This is a genomic window from Ruthenibacterium sp. (assembly GCF_017421385.1).
GTDB classification, from domain to species: Bacteria; Bacillota; Clostridia; order Oscillospirales; family Ruminococcaceae; genus Ruthenibacterium; species Ruthenibacterium lactatiformans.
In genome coordinates this window covers 18,630-33,332 of sequence record NZ_JAFOIN010000072.1, presented here as the reverse complement: position 1 = coordinate 33,332, position 14,703 = coordinate 18,630, and the positions used below count along the sequence as shown (strand labels likewise).

The window sequence follows — 14,703 nt, the reverse complement described above, 5'->3', positions numbered from 1 at the left end:
GAGGCGGCAGGATGCTGACAATGGAAAACGTTACGGCGCTGCGCATGCGGCGCCATTGCCTGACGCGGCACGCGGGCGCGGCAGAGTACGATGCGCTGTACCGGGACCTTTCGCCGGGGCTGAACGTACACTGGCACGGGTTCGGGCAGCCGCCGTGCCTGGTGGAGCGCGCGGATTTTGACGACGTGGAATACAACGGCCGGCGCCAGCGGCAGCGCATTCTGGTGAAAGGGCGGTTCCAGAACGGGAACATCGGGTTTGTGGAGGCGGCACAGATGGAGCTGTTTGCCGGCCTGTACCGCAGGCCCTATAAGCCCACGGAGCATTCGGAGCTGCTGCGGGAGCTGATCGGGCGGGAAGGCCCGCTGAACATCGAAGCGATGAAACGGATGACGGGCCTGCTGGTGAAGCAGATCACGCCCGCGCTGCACCGGCTGCAGGAAGCCTTTCTTGTGTTTGAGGACCAGTTCGACGGCGAATGGGACCGGGGCTGGTACCTGTTTGACGAGATGTTCCCGGATGTGGACCCGGCGCGCATCTCCCGCGCCGAAGCCCTGCTGCGGGTGCTGCCGCGGCTTGCGCACCGGCAGGTGTACCTGACGGCGGCAGATGCAAAGGATTTTTACGGCCTTCCCGCAAGGGACGTTGCCGCGGCGATGGAAGAGCTGGCGCGGCAGGGCATCCTGGTTCGCTGGCGGGAGGGCTATCTGCCCGCGCAGGATGTGCCGCTTCTGCAGGCGCAGGCCTTTGAGCCGCTGCGCGGCGTGCTGGCGCTGCACCGGAACGACCCGCTGGTCCGCTGTGGGGAAAGCGCACGAAAGGAGCGCTACAAAAGCCCGGAAAAGGGCAGCGAGGTAACGCAGTATCTTTTGGTGGACGGCGTGATACGGGGCGCGGTGATGGGACATTTCCGTTACGGGCCATACGACCTGCACGCCGTTTGGCTGGAGCTGCCGGAGCAGGAGGCCGCGGTGCGCCGGGATGAGATCCTGCGGGCCGTATACGCTGTGAACGGCCCGAGAGAGGAGCCGCCGCCCTTTGTCCCGGTGGGATAGCACCTGCGGAAACGGCAAGGATATGCTGCGTCCCACTCCGTGCGCACGGGCGGGACGCGGGAGAACGAAAGGGAGAAAATTGATGCCGGAATACCGGGAAAACGAATTGTGCTACGAGGATTACCGTGCCTTGCGCACGCTTGCGGGGTGGGAAAATCATTCCGAAGAACAGACGAGGCGCGCGCTTGCCGCCGCCCTGTATGACGTGACCGCCGTGGAGGATGGCCGCGCCGTTGCCATGGGGCGTTTGGTGGGGACGGGCTGTACGACGTTATTGCGGACGTGGTGATCGCGCCGGAATACCAGGGGCGCGGCATTGGAAAGGCTGTGGCAGAAAAGCTTCTGGCCTATGCCCAAAGCCGGCTGCCTCCGGGCGGACGCATGAGCGTACAGCTTATTGCGGCCGAAGGCAAGAAGGGCTTTTACGAAAAGATGGGATTTCGGAAAATGCCGGGCGGGCGCTGCAGCGTGTGCTGCACGGACACCCGGCGGAATAAGGAAACGGCCCTGTCCCGCGGCTTGCAGCCGCCCGGAACGGGGCCGTTTTGCGTTTGCAGTATGATTTTTGCACACAGAAGCCGTGAGCAGCGGGCCTTACAGGTCGAACAGCAGCTCGCAGTAATCCGGCATGGGCCAGTACGTCTGGGGCACAAGCTCCTCCAGCTCGTCGGCGGCCTCGCGCAGGGCGGCCATCTCGTGCTCGCGCAGCGCGCGGCAGGCGTCCGCCCGGGCCTTTTCACCCAAATGTGCAGTGTCCAGCGCATGCAGAGCGCGGCGCAGCGCCTCCATAGCGCCCGCGGTCTTGTCGATGGTGACGCACAGTTTTTCCACCTGCGCCTTGGCGCTGGCACAGGCGCAGCCGTTCCGCTCCGCGTAATATTCCGCGCGGCTCACGCGGGACAGATATTCATAGCTGGCGGGAAGAAGGCTGCGGCCTGCCATCTCCAGCATCGTGGAGGCGTCGATGTGGATATGCTTGGCGTACGTTTCCAGCGTGATCTCATATCGGGAGCGGCACTCCGCAGCGGTGAACACCTTGGTGCGCTCGAACATGGCTACATTCTTCTCCGCGATGAAGCCGTCGGCTGCGTCCACCATGCTTTGAATATTGGGAAGGCCGCGGCGTGCGGCCTCGGCGGCCCATTCGGCGCTGTAATTGTTGCCGTTGAAAATGATGCGGCCGTGGGCGTGCCAGGTCTCAGCCACGATTTCCCGCACCACGGCGGAAACATCGTCCGCACCTTCCAATTTGTCGGCAAAATCGTGCAGCACGTCGGCCACAATAGCGTTTGTCACCGCATTGGCAAGGCCGATGCTTTGGCTCGCACCCACCATGCGGAATTCAAATTTATTGCCAGTGAAAGCGAAAGGCGAGGTGCGGTTGCGGTCGGAATCATCCAGCTTTAAAAGCGGCAGGCTTTTTACGCCCGTCAGAAGCGCGCCGCGCTCTTCCTTTTGCAGTGCGTGGCCCTCGGCAAGCTCCTGCAGCATATGCGTCAGTGCGTTGCCCAGGAAGATACTCACCACAGCAGGCGGCGCTTCGTTGCCGCCAAGGCGTTCCTCGTTGCCCGGGCAGCTGGCCGAAAGGCGCAGCAGGTCCGCATATTTGTCGACAGCCGTCAGCACCGCGCACAGCGTTACAAGAAAAACAGGGTTTTCCTCGGGTTTGTCGGTGGGATTCAGAAGATTTTTGCCCGTATTGGTGACGATGCTCCAATTGTTGTGCTTGCCGCTGCCGTTTACGCCCGCAAAAGGCTTTTCGTGCAGCAGGCATGCAAAATTGTGGCGCAAAGCTACCTTGCGCATCAGCTCCATCATGATCTGGTTGTGGTCGCAGGCGATATTGGCTGTGGCGAATACGCTGGCCAGCTCGTACTGGCCGGGAGCGACCTCGTTGTGCTCGGTCTTAGCGGGTACGCCAAGGCGCCACAGCTCTTCGTCCAGTTCGCGCATGAATTCGCGCACGCGTTCATTGATGCTGCCGTAGTAGTGGTCCTCAAGCTCCTGTCCCTTGGGCGGCTTCGCGCCCAGAAGCGTGTGGCCGCAGACCTTCAGGTCAAGCCGGCGGTCGAACAGGTCCTTGTCCACAAGGAAATATTCCTGCTCCGCGCCCACAGTGGGCTGTACAGACACCGTTTCGGTATCGCCAAGCGCGCGCAGCACACGCAGAGCCTGTTTGTTGAGCGCCTGCATGCTGCGCAGCACGGGGGTTTTCTGGTCCAGCGCTTCGCCGGTATAGGCGCAGAACGCCGTGGGAATGTACAGCGTGGTGCCCAGCACAAAAGCGGGGGAGGTGGGGTCCCACGCGGTGTATCCGCGCGCCTCGAATGTGGCGCGCAGCCCGCCGGAAGGAAAACTGGAAGCGTCGCTCTCGCCTTTGGCAAGCATTTTGCCGGAAAAATTCAAGATAGGCTCGCCCTGCTTTACACCATCGATAAAGCTGTCGTGCTTGCCGCTGCCCGTGCCCGTCATGGGGCTGAACCAGTGGATGTAATGCGTCGCACCCTGCTCCATGGCCCAGGCCTGCATGGCGTCTGCCACAATATCCGCAACCTCCGGGTTCCAGGGCTTGCCCTCGTCGCGAATCTCACGCAGCGATTCATATACGCTCAGCGGCAGGCGCTCACGCATCACGCGGTCGTCGAACAGATGGCTGCCGAACAGCCCGAACAATTCATTGGCCAAAAACGGTTCCTCCCCTATGAGGCCCGGCAGGGAAAACGATTCCCGGCGCGGGCGTGTCCTGTTTTTTCTGTACGCCCTATATTTTACCATGCGGGGCGGGGGACGCACAAGACAAAATGTTGCCCGGCGGTGTGAAAAAGAGCGGAAAAAGCAGCGTGTGCGCAGAGCCTGCGGAAACACGGCGGAAAATCCTCCAAAATCCCCGCGAACCTTTTAAACTTACCATAAATATGCTATACTATCTATACTTATGCGAATGAGGTGGGACAATGGAGAAACAAATCGAGGATTTTTACCGTTCGCTGCGCGGCAGGCGCGTTGCGTTCATCGGCACGGGCGTCACGAACCAGCAGTGCATTGAGCTGTTCGCACGGTGCGGCGCGCAGATCACGCTGTGCGACAAAAAGCCGGACATCGACGCCTTTGGCCCGTATGCCCAGGCGCTGCGCAAGCTGGACATCCGGTTTTCGCTGGGAGAACATTACCTCGACGGGCTGGCGGGACAGGAGATGATCATGCGCACGCCGGGCTTTGAATACTATACGCCGGAGCTGGTGGCCGCCCGGGAGGCGGGCGCCGAGGTGACCAGCGAGATGGAGCTGTTCTTCCGGCTTTGTCCCTGCAAGATCGTGGCCGTGACGGGCTCCGACGGCAAGACTACCACCACGACGCTCATTGCAAAAATATTGGAGGCGGCGGGGTACACCGTGCATCTGGGCGGCAACCTGGGCCGCGCGCTGCTGCCTGTGGTGGACGCCATCGCGGCCACGGATGTAGCCGTGGTGGAGCTTTCCAGCTTCCAGCTTATCAGCATGCGCCAGTCCCCGGAGGTGGCGGTGGTGACGAACGTCACGCCCAACCATCTGGACCATCACAAGGATATGCAGGAATACATCGACGCCAAGCGCAATATCCTCCTGTACCAGAAGCCGGGCGGAAAAGCCGTGCTGGGCTATGAAAACGAGGTCACCCGCGCCATGGCCGCGGATGTAAAGGGGAGCTGCCGCTGGTTCACGCGTAAGAGCGTGGTGGAAAACGGTGGTTTCCTGCGGGCGGACGGCATGCTGTGCATGGCGGAAAACGGACGCGTAACGCCCATCGTGCGCCGCGAGGACGTGGCCCTGCGGGGCGAGCATAACCTGGAAAACCTGCTGGCGGCGTTTACAGCCGTGTGGGGTATGGCGGAGGTCTCCACCATGGCCGCCGTCGCCAAAAGCTTTGCAGGCGTGGAGCACCGCATCGAGCCGGTGCGCACGCTGAACGGCGTGCAGTGGTTCAACGATTCCATCGCCACCAGCCCCACGCGCGTCATCGCAGGGCTGCGGGCGTTTGACCAGAAGCTCATCATTATTGCAGGCGGCTCGGACAAAGGCATCAGCTTTGCGCCGCTGGCGCCGGAGCTGATCGCTCATGTGAAAACACTCATCCTTACGGGAGCCACCGCGCAGAAAATCGAAGATGCGGTGAAGGCGGACCCCGGCTTTGCCGAAAGCGGGCTTGTGATTTTGCGGGCGGCGGACATGCCTCAGGCCGTAGAGATGGCCAGAGCGGCGGCGCAGCCGGGCGATATCGTGTCTCTTTCGCCCGCCTGTGCCAGCTTTGACAGCTATCCCAATTTTGAGGCGCGAGGGCGCCATTACAAAGAGCTGGTGAACGCGCTGTGATCGCGGAACTGAATGAGAGCAATCGTCCGCAGTTTCTTGCCGCGGTGCGGGGCAGGCCCTATTTCGGGGATATCCTGCCCGTGCATCTGGCCGTATTCGGCCGCAGCGGCGCGCTGATGCGCTTTTATGTGGCGGATGGTTCCGCCGCCGTACAGCTCAAGGGCCGCAGCGCCGTGCTGTGCGGTACATACGACGCGGAGGAGACGGGCGCGTTCCTGCGTATGCAGGGCGTACGGTATGTGAATGCCGGCGGCGCGGCCCCGGCGGGGTACAGTCCTCTGTACGCGCTGCACAATCTGGTGCTGGCGAAAGCCGCCGCTCCGCCGTGCCCGGACGCTGTCCGCCTGACGCTGGACCGCGCGCCCGCGCCCGCCGAGGTGACGGATTTTATGATGCGCGGCGAGGACGACCCCGGCGCGTGGGACAATTTTTATTCCGAGCTCTGCACAAAGCTGGCCCGGGGCGCGGCCGAGGTGTGGGCCGTGCGGCGGGAGGGCGCGCTCGTTTCTACGGCGGGCGCTTACGCCCTTTCGCCGGATACCGCATATCTGGCCGCCGTTGAAACCTTGGAAGCGCTGCGCGGGCAGGGCATCGGCGGCTGGCTGACGGGCCTGCTTGCAGCGGATCTGGCAGCCCGGGGGCGGCGTGTGGCACTCTCCTGCAAAAAAGAACGGCTGAATTTTTACCACCGTCTTGGCTTTGCGGCGGAGGATACCGTGCAGCGCTATGCGCTGGACGGGCTGCCGGAGGAAAAATAAAGGGCTTGCGCAGCCGGGAGGAAAAACAGGGCGGCGTGCCGCCGACACTACGATGAAAGAGGACAGGGAATGATCGAGCAGTTTTATGATCTGTCGCGCCCGCTGCTGGACGCAGACGAAAGGGCGCTGGCGCTGTGCCGGGAGCAGTTTGCCCGGCTGGAGGAAATCAAGGAATACAACCAGCTGAAAATGCTGAAGGCTTTCACGGACTGCCGCGTGGGCGGCAGCCATCTTGTGGGTACCACAGGCTACGGCATGGACGACGCGGGGCGCGGAAAGCTGGAGGAAGTGTTCGCTGTGCTGACGGGCAGTGAGGCGGCGCTGTTCCGCCACAACTTTATGTCCGGAACGCATACGCTCAGTGTGGCGCTGTTCGGTGTGCTGCGCCCGGGAGACCGCATGGTCGCCGTCACGGGCCGTCCCTACGACACGCTGGCCGGCGTGATCGGTATCGACGGCACCCATTACGGAAATCTGATGGAATTCGGCGTGCAGTACGATGAGGTGGATCTGCTGGCGGACGGCACGCCGGACCTTGCAGGCATTGCCCGGAAGTGCCGCGGGGCAAAGATGTGTTACATTCAGCGCAGCCGCGGTTACGCCGCGCGGCCCGCGCTTTCGCTGGAGCAGATCGAAGCCGTCAGCCGCGCAGCCAAGGCGGTGCAGCCGGATATCATCGTCATGGTGGACAACTGCTACGGAGAGTTCACTCAAAAACAGGAGCCCACCCAGCGCGGGGCGGACCTGATGGCGGGAAGCCTCATCAAAAATCCGGGCGGCGGCATCGCGCCCACGGGCGGCTACATCGCGGGCCGGGCCGATCTGGTGGAGCTTTGCGCCCACCGCCTTTCCGCACCCGGCGTGGGCGGGGAGATCGGCTGCACGCTGGACATGCTGCGCGGCATGTATCTGGGTCTGTACTATGCGCCCGGCGTGGTGTGCGAGGCGCTGAAAACCAGCGTGTATGCAGCCTGTCTGTTCGAGCTTCTTGGTTATGCGGCCACCCCGGCTTACGGCGCGCAGCGGAACGACATTATCACCAGTGTGGAGACGGGCAGCCCGGAGGGTATGGTGGCGCTGTGCGGCGGCGTGCAGGCGGGCAGCCCTGTGGACAGCTTTGCAGCGCCCGAACCGGGGGACATGCCCGGTTACGAGGATCCCGTCATCATGGCGGCGGGCGCATTTACCATGGGCAGCAGCATCGAGCTTTCCGCCGACGGCCCGCTGCGCGCGCCGTATACCGTGTATATGCAGGGCGGCCTGAATTTTGCCGCCGCCCGCGCGGGCGTGCTGCTGGGCGCGGACCGCATGCTGCGTCTGCGGCGCTCTGAATGAAACCCACCCCGAACGGAGGAGGAACATAAAATGAAAATATTCAACACGATGACGCGTAAAAAGGAAGAGCTCACGCCGCTGGTGCCGGGGGAATACCGCATTTATGTATGCGGCCCCACGGTGTACAACTATGTGCATATCGGCAATGCGCGCCCGGTGGTGGTGTTCGATACGCTGCGCCGCTATCTGGAGTATCAGGGAAACAGGGTGCTGTTTGTTTCCAACATTACGGACATCGACGATAAGATCATCGCCAAGGCCAATGAGGCGGGCGTTTCCATGCAGGAGTACGCGGGCCGTTATGAGGCGGAGTTTTTAAAGGATTGCGACGGTCTGAACGCACTGCCGCCCACGGTGCGCCCCCGCGCCACGGAGCACATCGACGAGATATTGTCCATCGTGGCGGACATCATTGAAAAAGGCTACGGCTATGTGGCCAAAAACGGCGACGTGTATTTCCGCGCTAAGAAATTCAAGGAATACGGCAAGCTTTCCCATCTGGTGCTGGAGGACCTTGAAAGCGGCAACCGCGCGCTTCGCAGCCAGATGGACGGCGATTTGAAAGAGGACCCCGCGGATTTTGCCGTGTGGAAGGCCGCGAAGCCTGGCGAACCGTACTGGGACAGCCCCTACGGCAAGGGACGTCCGGGCTGGCACATTGAGTGCAGCGCCATGGCGCGCAGGCATCTGGGCAAGACCATCGATATCCACGCAGGCGGCGAGGATCTGATCTTCCCTCACCACGAAAACGAGATCGCCCAGAGCGAATGTGCCAACGGCTGCACCTTTGCGCGGTACTGGATGCACAACGGTTTTTTGAACATCGACAACCATAAGATGAGCAAAAGCGCCAACAATTTCTTTACCGTGCGCGAGCTGAGCGAGGTATACGGCTACGAGCCCATCCGTTACTTTCTGCTGACAGGGCAGTACCGCGGCCCGCTGAACTACACCGCCGAGCTGATCGGCGCATGCAAGGCCAGCCTGGAGCGCCTGTACACCTGCCGGAACAACCTGGACTTTGCCATTGAAAATGCTCACGGCGACGATGAGACGCTGGTGGAAAAGGCCGCGGCTGCCCGTGGAAAATTCTGTGCCGCCATGGACGACGACCTGAACACGCCCGATGCGCTGGCCGCGCTGTTTGACTTTGTGCGTGAGATCAACACGCTTGCGCCGCAGAGCAGCAGAGCCGCGCTGGAGACCGCGGCGGATGCTTTTGACGCGCTGACGGGCGTGCTGGGCATCCTATATAACCGCAAGAAGGACGAGATCCCTGCGGATATCCTGGCGCTTGTGGACGAGCGCGCGGCCGCAAAAAAGGCAAAGGACTGGGCCCGCGCCGACGCCATCCGCGCGGAGCTGACGGAGAAGGGCTATGTGGTGGAGGATACTCCCAAAGGCCCGAAAGTGAGCCGCGCAAAATAAGCCGCTCTATCCAAAACACATGACATATCAAACGCCCCGGCGCCGCTATAAACCGCGGCGCCGGGGCGTTTGTGTCGGATTTTTTATTGCTCCGCAATAAAAACGTATCCGGATGTCCGTGGGTCGTGCCCGGCCCACGGCATTAAAATCTCAAGCACCCGGGCACAAAGTGCCCGGGTGCGCGTAAAAACAGCAGCTGCGCTGCTGTTTTTTATGCCGCGTCTGCGGCTTCGTCGTCTGCATCCGGGGCGGCGGCAGTGTAGTCCAGGCCTACATCCACGCCCGCGTCACGGTCGGTCAGAGCCTGGGGAATGCCGGGAAAGAAGCGGGCCAGGCAGTCGCCGTGAGGGTGCAGGCCGTCGTAAAAATCGGCTGATGTGGCGGGAATGGCATAAGGATTATAGCTGCCGTACACGGGGATATTGTATTTTTTTCCAAGCGCGCGCGCGGCTTTCTCGGTGCCGAACAGGCCGCCGTAACGCTCGGTGTCCGATAGGGCGCGGTCGTAGATAATGGGGTGGTAGGGCGAGAGGAGGATGATGACGTTGATGCCCTTCTCCTGCATATACTGGAGCCATTTTTCAAAGATGGCCAGCCGCTGAGCGTCCGGTTCTGTGTAATAATCCAGACGGAACATGCCGTTGTTGGCGACCTCCAGCGCGGCATGGTCCACGGCGTCCTGTTTCCAGCCGCGGAATTCCCGGTCGTACACCAGACTGCCGTCGGAACATTTTACCTCGGTATCCTGCTGATACAGGGCGCTGTCGTCCACGGTCTGGGCAGCGCCGCTCTTGTTGGAGCCCTTCAGCATATACTCGATGTTGCCCTGAAAATAGGTCAGATCAAACAGATTTTTCCATGTCTTGGAAAGGTCCTTTTTTTCATACTCTGTGGGAACGCCCAGCTTTTCCGTCAAAAATTCAGCATACAGCGATGGATCGTTGGAGCCGTTGGCGTCCACATCTGTATTGAACAGCCACGGGTCCAGCCCGATGATGACGTTTTTCGGCAGCTTGCCCGCCTTGTCATACAAAGAAAATACGCTCAGCACATCGTTGAAATCCCCGCCGGAGGTACCGCTGTTGTAAAAGCTGGTGCCGACCATTTCACGCGTCAACTGCAAAATGCGGCTGGAACCGAGGGCGATGGTCTCAGGGGTGGTCTCTTCGTTCATGTTGGCGACAATGACTTCAAGCACTTCGAGCTCACGTCCATTGAGCTGGTTGAACCCGACAACGTTTTTTCCTTCAAACAGCATCGTGGCGATCTCCCGAAGATAGGTATCGCCCAAGAAGTAGCCCTGACAATCCACGCCGTAATTGACTGCGACCAGCAACGCAAACACAGGTGTAAACAGCAGTGCCCCCAACGCCAGGCGCAGCGCGGAAAGCAAACGGCTGCCCAAAAAGCGCAATCGTTTTTTCATCTGCCGTCCTCCTTAAAACCTTCCGTAAATAGAGCCCGAGTTGGCAAATGAGCCGAAGAACAGCATGCCCAGCACCAGCGCGTAATACAGCGGCCACCGCAGGAAGATGGGTACCTTGCGGATGGTGCGGTTCACCGGCTCCTGCACAGATTCCAGCGTTTCCACCACAAGGATGCTCACAGCCAGTACCAGCGCCGTCTGCACCGAAAGCCCGATGGAAACAAGCGCGCGGCCAATGGCGTCCGGCGCGGTGAACAGCTTGCCCCAGCCCGAAAACAGATGGCCGTAGATATACAGCGCGTCCGCAATGCCCTTACTGCCTTCAAACACCTCCGACGAACGGAAGAAGATGATACAGCTTGTGAACAGCAGATAGGTAACAGCGGTCTGGAAAATGCGCCGCACAGGCGTGAAATGATACAGCGGATTATGCCGCGTCAATTTACGCCGCGCGTCCTGCGTGGCCTTGCCCACGCACAGGTAAACGCCGTTGAGAAGGCCCCACACCACCATAGACAGGGAGGCGCCGTGCCACAGACCGCTTACAAGGAAAACAACAAGCTGGTTTATGTACTGCCGCGCCTTGCCACGGCGGTTGCCGCCCAAAGGAATGTACAGGTAATCACGGAACCAGCTTGTCAGGCTGATGTGCCAGCGCCGCCACAGTTCGGTAAAGGAGCGGGCGCGCAGCGGCTGGCGGAAGTTTTCCGTCAATTCAAACCCAAACACGGCCCCCGCGCCAAGCGCCACGTCACATCCGGCGGAAAAATCACAGTAAAGCTGATAAGTATACAGCAAGCTGGCCAGCAGCAGGATGGGGCCGGTGTATGCGCCGTAACCCGGGTTGCCGTACACCGCATCCACCGCTGTTCCCAGCGTGTTGGCAATGACGAATTTTTTGAAAAAGCCCCACAGAATGCGGAACAGCCCGCCTGAAACGCGGGCGTAATCGAAGGTCTGCGGCGTTTTGAATTGGGGGATCATATGCTCCGCGCGCTCGATGGGGCCTGTGACGATACAGGGGAAAAAGCTGACAAAGAGCGCATAAAAGAAAAAGTTCTTCTCCGCACGCTGCCGGCCGCGGTACACGTCGATGACATAGCCCAGCGCGGCAAAGGTGAAATAACTGATGCCCACCGGCGCGAGAATATCCAGGCTGGGGGCCGTATAATGCAGGCCGAAGGAATCCAGCAGCGCAGCCAGCGTTTCGCCCAAAAAGTTGAAATATTTATAATAGAACAGACAGCCCACGCACAGCGCCAGCGACACGACCAGACAGACGCGGCGCATCCATTTGACGCGCAGACGTTCCAGCAGCAGCGCCGCCGCCCAGGTGACGGCCGAGGCCGAAAGCAGCAGCGCCACAAAGCCCGCATTTTCCGGGTCGTACATATAAAACAGGTAACTGCACACCAGAAGCCAGTAGGGACGCACCGCCTTGGGCAGCACGAAGTAGGCCAGGCACGTGCCCGCCAGGAACACAAGGAACGCAACAGCGAAAAAGCTGCTCATGCGCAAAACTCCTTCCGGGGAGGATCGCCGCCCATGGGCGGCACCAGACTGTTGAAAAAGGCAAAGAAGTAAAAGAAGCGTCCGGGGAAAAAGCTGGCGGTGGCAAAGTCGTGCATCTTTGCGCGGCAAAGTGCAGGCCACGCGGCGAATGCCGCCAAAAAGGGGTGGTGATTGCGCCCGCAGGCGCGTGTCGGAACGGTGCGAAGCCTCCCTTGCGGGCAACCGCGCTGAAAGCGCGGCTCTTAGCGCGCAGACGCCCCCGCAGGGCCAGTGCCGAGGCATGTGTAGAGCGAAGCGGCCGCCGAAGGCCGCCGTGCGCGGCGAACGGGGCCAAAGACCCTGGTCGTAAGCAGCTTGGCGGAAAAGCGCAGCGTTTTTGACAAGCTGTCGCCGCCTTTGGACGGCGCGTTACGAGGTTTTTTCGTTTTCCGTTTGCTTATCCTGCGCCGCGAGCTGCGCTTCCAGTCTGCGCACGCGCTCTTCCAGGAGGGCGTTTTCCTGCGCAAGGCGCTTGATCTTTTCCGCGAAGCCGGAGACGATGCTGGAAAGGCTGAGCAGCAAAAGCAGGATGAACGCGATGACAAGGAGGAATACCACGTTCACGGGCACAGCCATGCCCAGCAGGTCTGTCAGCACCAGAACGACATAAGGAAATACTGCGAAAACGAGCAGCACTCCGGCCGAAATGAGCCAGATGATGGAGTACCGCACCGTGAGCTTTTTCTTTTTGAGCAGCCACAGGATGAGGGCAAGATAGCACACCGCACCCAGCAAAAGGCCGATACGCAGGATAGGGCTGATGCTCTGCCAGTTCATGCGCGGCCCTCCTTCCGTCTGCCGGAGGTGATGCGGAACACCACCAGCGCAATGCTCACCTTCACCATATAATAAACCGATTTAAAAGGGCTGATGGACGATTTGCCGCCCATGCGCTCTTCCATGACGACCGGGGCTTCGCCCACGCGGTAGCCGTTCAGAACAGCGGTGATAATGGCCTCCGGCTCCGGGTAGTCCTGGGCGTAATGGTCAGCAAAATAGGCGGTCAGTTCCTTGTTGCAGGCGCGGAAGCCGCTGGTGGTGTCCAGTATGCGCACGCCGCACAGAAGACGGATCATCACGCTGATGAAGTTGATGCCCAGCCGGCGCATGAAGCTCGTCTGAAAGCCCTCCTTCGTGATAAAACGGCTGCCGATGCACATGTCCAGCCTGCCCTCGGCCACGGGCCGCACCACGTCCGCCAGAAACAACGGGTTGTGCTGGCCGTCGCCGTCCATCTGCACGGTGACGTCATAGCTGTGCTCCCGGGCGTATAAGTAGCCGCTCTGTACGCCGCCGCCGATGCCAAGGTTTACGGGCAGAGAAATGTAATTGTAGCCGCGGGCTCTGCACAGCGCCGCGCTGCCGTCGGTGGAGCAATCGTTGACGATCAGGTAATCCACGTCCGGCGCGGCAGCGTGCAGGCGTTCCACCACGCGGTCCAGGTTTTCTTCTTCGTTGTAGCAGGGGATGATCACAAGGGTCTTCAAACCGTCACCTCTTTGGGCGGGCGCGCCCGCCGTATCAAGTAGTAATACGCGGCAAAAAAAGGTTTTGTTACATTTTTTTACCGGAAAGCACAAAATCCTCCAGCTGCCGCAGCAGCGGCTCACGCCGGAAATGGGTTTCGTAATAGGCCCGGCCCGCACGGCCAAGGGCCGCGCGCCGCTCCGGCGGCATATCGGCCAGGGCCAGCAGGTTTTCGTACAGTCCGTGTACGTCGCCTGCGGGGCTCGTTAAACCGGCGGCGGCTTCGTCCATCACGCGGGCGGCTTCACCGCTCACCGAAACAAGGCATGGCCGCCCGGCGGCTAAGTAGCTGGTGATTTTTGCGGGCACCGTCAGTCCCACGTCCTCGCTGGCATTCAGTGCGGCAAACAGTGCGTCCGCCATCGTGTGATAGGCAGGGATATCCGTTACGGGATGCTGTCCCTCGAATGTGAACCAATCCGCTACATCCGCTGCGGCAATTTCCTGCTCAAGGGCGTCGCGGCTCATGCCGTCTCCCACGATAACAAAATGCACGTCCCGGCGGTCCGCCGCTTTCAGCCGCCGCGCGCATTCCACCAGAAGCGGCAGGTTTTGCGCGGGGCTGATGTTGCCCGCGAACACCACGTTGAACCGCCCGGCAAAGCGGCTTTCCAGAGCCGCGTCATGCACGTCCTGCGCATACAGGTCTTCACAGTATTGGGGCACCACGGTGCGCTGCGCCCGGGGCGCGATGGCGGCCAGGCGTTCGTCCAGAGCCGGGCTCATGGCAACAAGGCGTTCGCTGCGGCGGTAAAACCAGTGGGAAACGCCCGCGGCCACGGCGCGCAGCGCCTTGTTTCGCACAGGCATCACCGAATACAGGTTTTCCGGCCAGAGGTCCAGCACGTAGGTGGTGAGCGGCACGCGGTGCAGCTTTGCGTACACGACGGCGGGCAGCATCATCAGCACGGGGCTGGTTTCGTAGCAGAACACGGCGTCATATTTCCTTCCGTGCAGGCGCGGCAGATTGAACAGCGCCGTAACGGGGAAGGAAATATAATTGAGGAAGATGCGCAGGGAGGTGTTGCCCCTGCGGCGTATTTCGCCCGCGCGGAAGATCTGCACGCCGGCATGGCTCTCGCGCCGGGGGCCGGTATAACGGTACCCCTCAAACCACTCGCCTTTTGGATAGTTGGGCAGGCCGCACAATACATCCACCTCACAGCCGTCTTCCGCAAAGCCCGCGCAGATGTCGGTGATGCGGAAATTTTCGGGCCAGTAGTGCTGGCTCACCACAAGAATGCGTTTGCCTTTCACGCAAAAACTCCTTTTTT

Annotated in this window: 12 protein-coding genes and 1 pseudogene; 7 read left to right on the top strand and 6 right to left on the bottom strand. The window is 61.0% G+C overall.

The genetic code is table 11. The features are described 5' to 3' along the window. The first annotated feature begins 11 nt into the window (after window positions 1-11). From IIY41_RS07650 to IIY41_RS14090, 3 genes and pseudogenes are all read left to right on the top strand, one after another. Window positions 12-1,055 (top strand): hypothetical protein, encoded by a 1,044-nt coding sequence (locus tag IIY41_RS07650; RefSeq protein WP_117460425.1) that lies wholly within the window; start codon window positions 12-14, stop codon window positions 1,053-1,055. A gap of 82 nt (window positions 1,056-1,137) precedes the next feature. Then, window positions 1,138-1,344, top strand: a complete 207-nt coding sequence (locus IIY41_RS07645) for a hypothetical protein (protein ID WP_058722861.1) — start codon at window positions 1,138-1,140, stop codon at window positions 1,342-1,344. Further along, window positions 1,338-1,445 (top strand): annotated as a pseudogene (locus IIY41_RS14090) (GNAT family N-acetyltransferase); the annotation flags it as partial. The gene IIY41_RS07645 and the pseudogene IIY41_RS14090, both read left to right, overlap by 7 nt. Before the next feature lie 204 nt (window positions 1,446-1,649). On the opposite strand, the gene IIY41_RS07635 reads toward IIY41_RS14090, so the two are convergent. After that, window positions 1,650-3,740: a glutamine synthetase III family protein gene (locus IIY41_RS07635; RefSeq protein WP_009324678.1), complete on the bottom strand. Its 2,091-nt coding sequence runs from the start codon at window positions 3,738-3,740 to the stop codon at window positions 1,650-1,652. Between the two features lie 269 nt (window positions 3,741-4,009). On the opposite strand from IIY41_RS07635, the gene murD reads away from it, so the two are divergent. The 4 genes from murD to cysS all read left to right on the top strand — a co-directional run bounded on the left by murD (window position 4,010) and on the right by cysS (window position 8,925). Further along, entirely contained in the window at window positions 4,010-5,404 is a 1,395-nt protein-coding gene (murD, locus tag IIY41_RS07630; RefSeq protein ID WP_058722860.1) for a UDP-N-acetylmuramoyl-L-alanine--D-glutamate ligase, read from the top strand. Further along, window positions 5,401-6,162 (top strand): GNAT family N-acetyltransferase, encoded by a 762-nt coding sequence (locus IIY41_RS07625; protein ID WP_009324673.1) that lies wholly within the window; start codon window positions 5,401-5,403, stop codon window positions 6,160-6,162. Before murD ends, IIY41_RS07625 begins: the two co-directional genes overlap by 4 nt. 69 nt (window positions 6,163-6,231) lie before the next feature. Then, window positions 6,232-7,497 carry a methionine gamma-lyase family protein gene (locus IIY41_RS07620; RefSeq protein ID WP_009324671.1) on the top strand — a complete coding sequence of 422 codons (1,266 nt, stop codon included), beginning with the start codon at window positions 6,232-6,234 and terminating at the stop codon, window positions 7,495-7,497. 30 nt (window positions 7,498-7,527) lie between these two features. Further along, window positions 7,528-8,925 (top strand): cysteine--tRNA ligase, encoded by a 1,398-nt coding sequence (gene cysS / locus IIY41_RS07615; RefSeq protein ID WP_119980495.1) that lies wholly within the window; start codon window positions 7,528-7,530, stop codon window positions 8,923-8,925. Window positions 8,926-9,136: 211 nt separating this feature from the next. On the opposite strand, the gene IIY41_RS07610 is transcribed toward cysS, so the two are convergent. The 5 genes from IIY41_RS07610 to IIY41_RS07590 form a co-directional block, all read right to left on the bottom strand. Further along, window positions 9,137-10,351: a hypothetical protein gene (locus IIY41_RS07610; protein WP_155201373.1), complete on the bottom strand. Its 1,215-nt coding sequence runs from the start codon at window positions 10,349-10,351 to the stop codon at window positions 9,137-9,139. 12 nt (window positions 10,352-10,363) lie between these two features. Beyond that, window positions 10,364-11,863: an MBOAT family O-acyltransferase gene (locus IIY41_RS07605; RefSeq protein WP_058722858.1), complete on the bottom strand. Its 1,500-nt coding sequence runs from the start codon at window positions 11,861-11,863 to the stop codon at window positions 10,364-10,366. A 408-nt stretch (window positions 11,864-12,271) separates the two neighbouring features. Next, on the bottom strand, window positions 12,272-12,679 hold the full coding sequence (locus IIY41_RS07600; protein ID WP_055081179.1) for a DUF2304 domain-containing protein: 408 nt from the start codon (window positions 12,677-12,679) through the stop codon (window positions 12,272-12,274). After that, window positions 12,676-13,389 (bottom strand): glycosyltransferase family 2 protein, encoded by a 714-nt coding sequence (locus IIY41_RS07595; RefSeq protein WP_287400231.1) that lies wholly within the window; start codon window positions 13,387-13,389, stop codon window positions 12,676-12,678. The genes IIY41_RS07600 and IIY41_RS07595 overlap by 4 nt, the downstream gene beginning before the upstream one ends. A 67-nt stretch (window positions 13,390-13,456) precedes the next feature. Next, window positions 13,457-14,686 (bottom strand): glycosyltransferase family 4 protein, encoded by a 1,230-nt coding sequence (locus IIY41_RS07590; RefSeq protein WP_123157726.1) that lies wholly within the window; start codon window positions 14,684-14,686, stop codon window positions 13,457-13,459. Window positions 14,687-14,703: the final 17 nt, after the last annotated feature.

Excerpts from the sequence above, each read along its gene's own strand:
- IIY41_RS07650 (WP_117460425.1), top strand. The coding sequence starts at position 12 with ATGCTGACAATGGAAAACGTTACGGCGCTGCGCATGCGGCGCCATTGC.
- IIY41_RS07645 (WP_058722861.1), top strand. The coding sequence starts at position 1,138 with ATGCCGGAATACCGGGAAAACGAATTGTGCTACGAGGATTACCGTGCC.
- murD (WP_058722860.1), top strand. The coding sequence starts at position 4,010 with ATGGAGAAACAAATCGAGGATTTTTACCGTTCGCTGCGCGGCAGGCGC.
- IIY41_RS07620 (WP_009324671.1), top strand. The coding sequence starts at position 6,232 with ATGATCGAGCAGTTTTATGATCTGTCGCGCCCGCTGCTGGACGCAGAC.
- cysS (WP_119980495.1), top strand. The coding sequence starts at position 7,528 with ATGAAAATATTCAACACGATGACGCGTAAAAAGGAAGAGCTCACGCCG.
- IIY41_RS07610 (WP_155201373.1), bottom strand. The coding sequence starts at position 10,351 with ATGAAAAAACGATTGCGCTTTTTGGGCAGCCGTTTGCTTTCCGCGCTG.
- IIY41_RS07605 (WP_058722858.1), bottom strand. The coding sequence starts at position 11,863 with ATGAGCAGCTTTTTCGCTGTTGCGTTCCTTGTGTTCCTGGCGGGCACG.
- IIY41_RS07600 (WP_055081179.1), bottom strand. The coding sequence starts at position 12,679 with ATGAACTGGCAGAGCATCAGCCCTATCCTGCGTATCGGCCTTTTGCTG.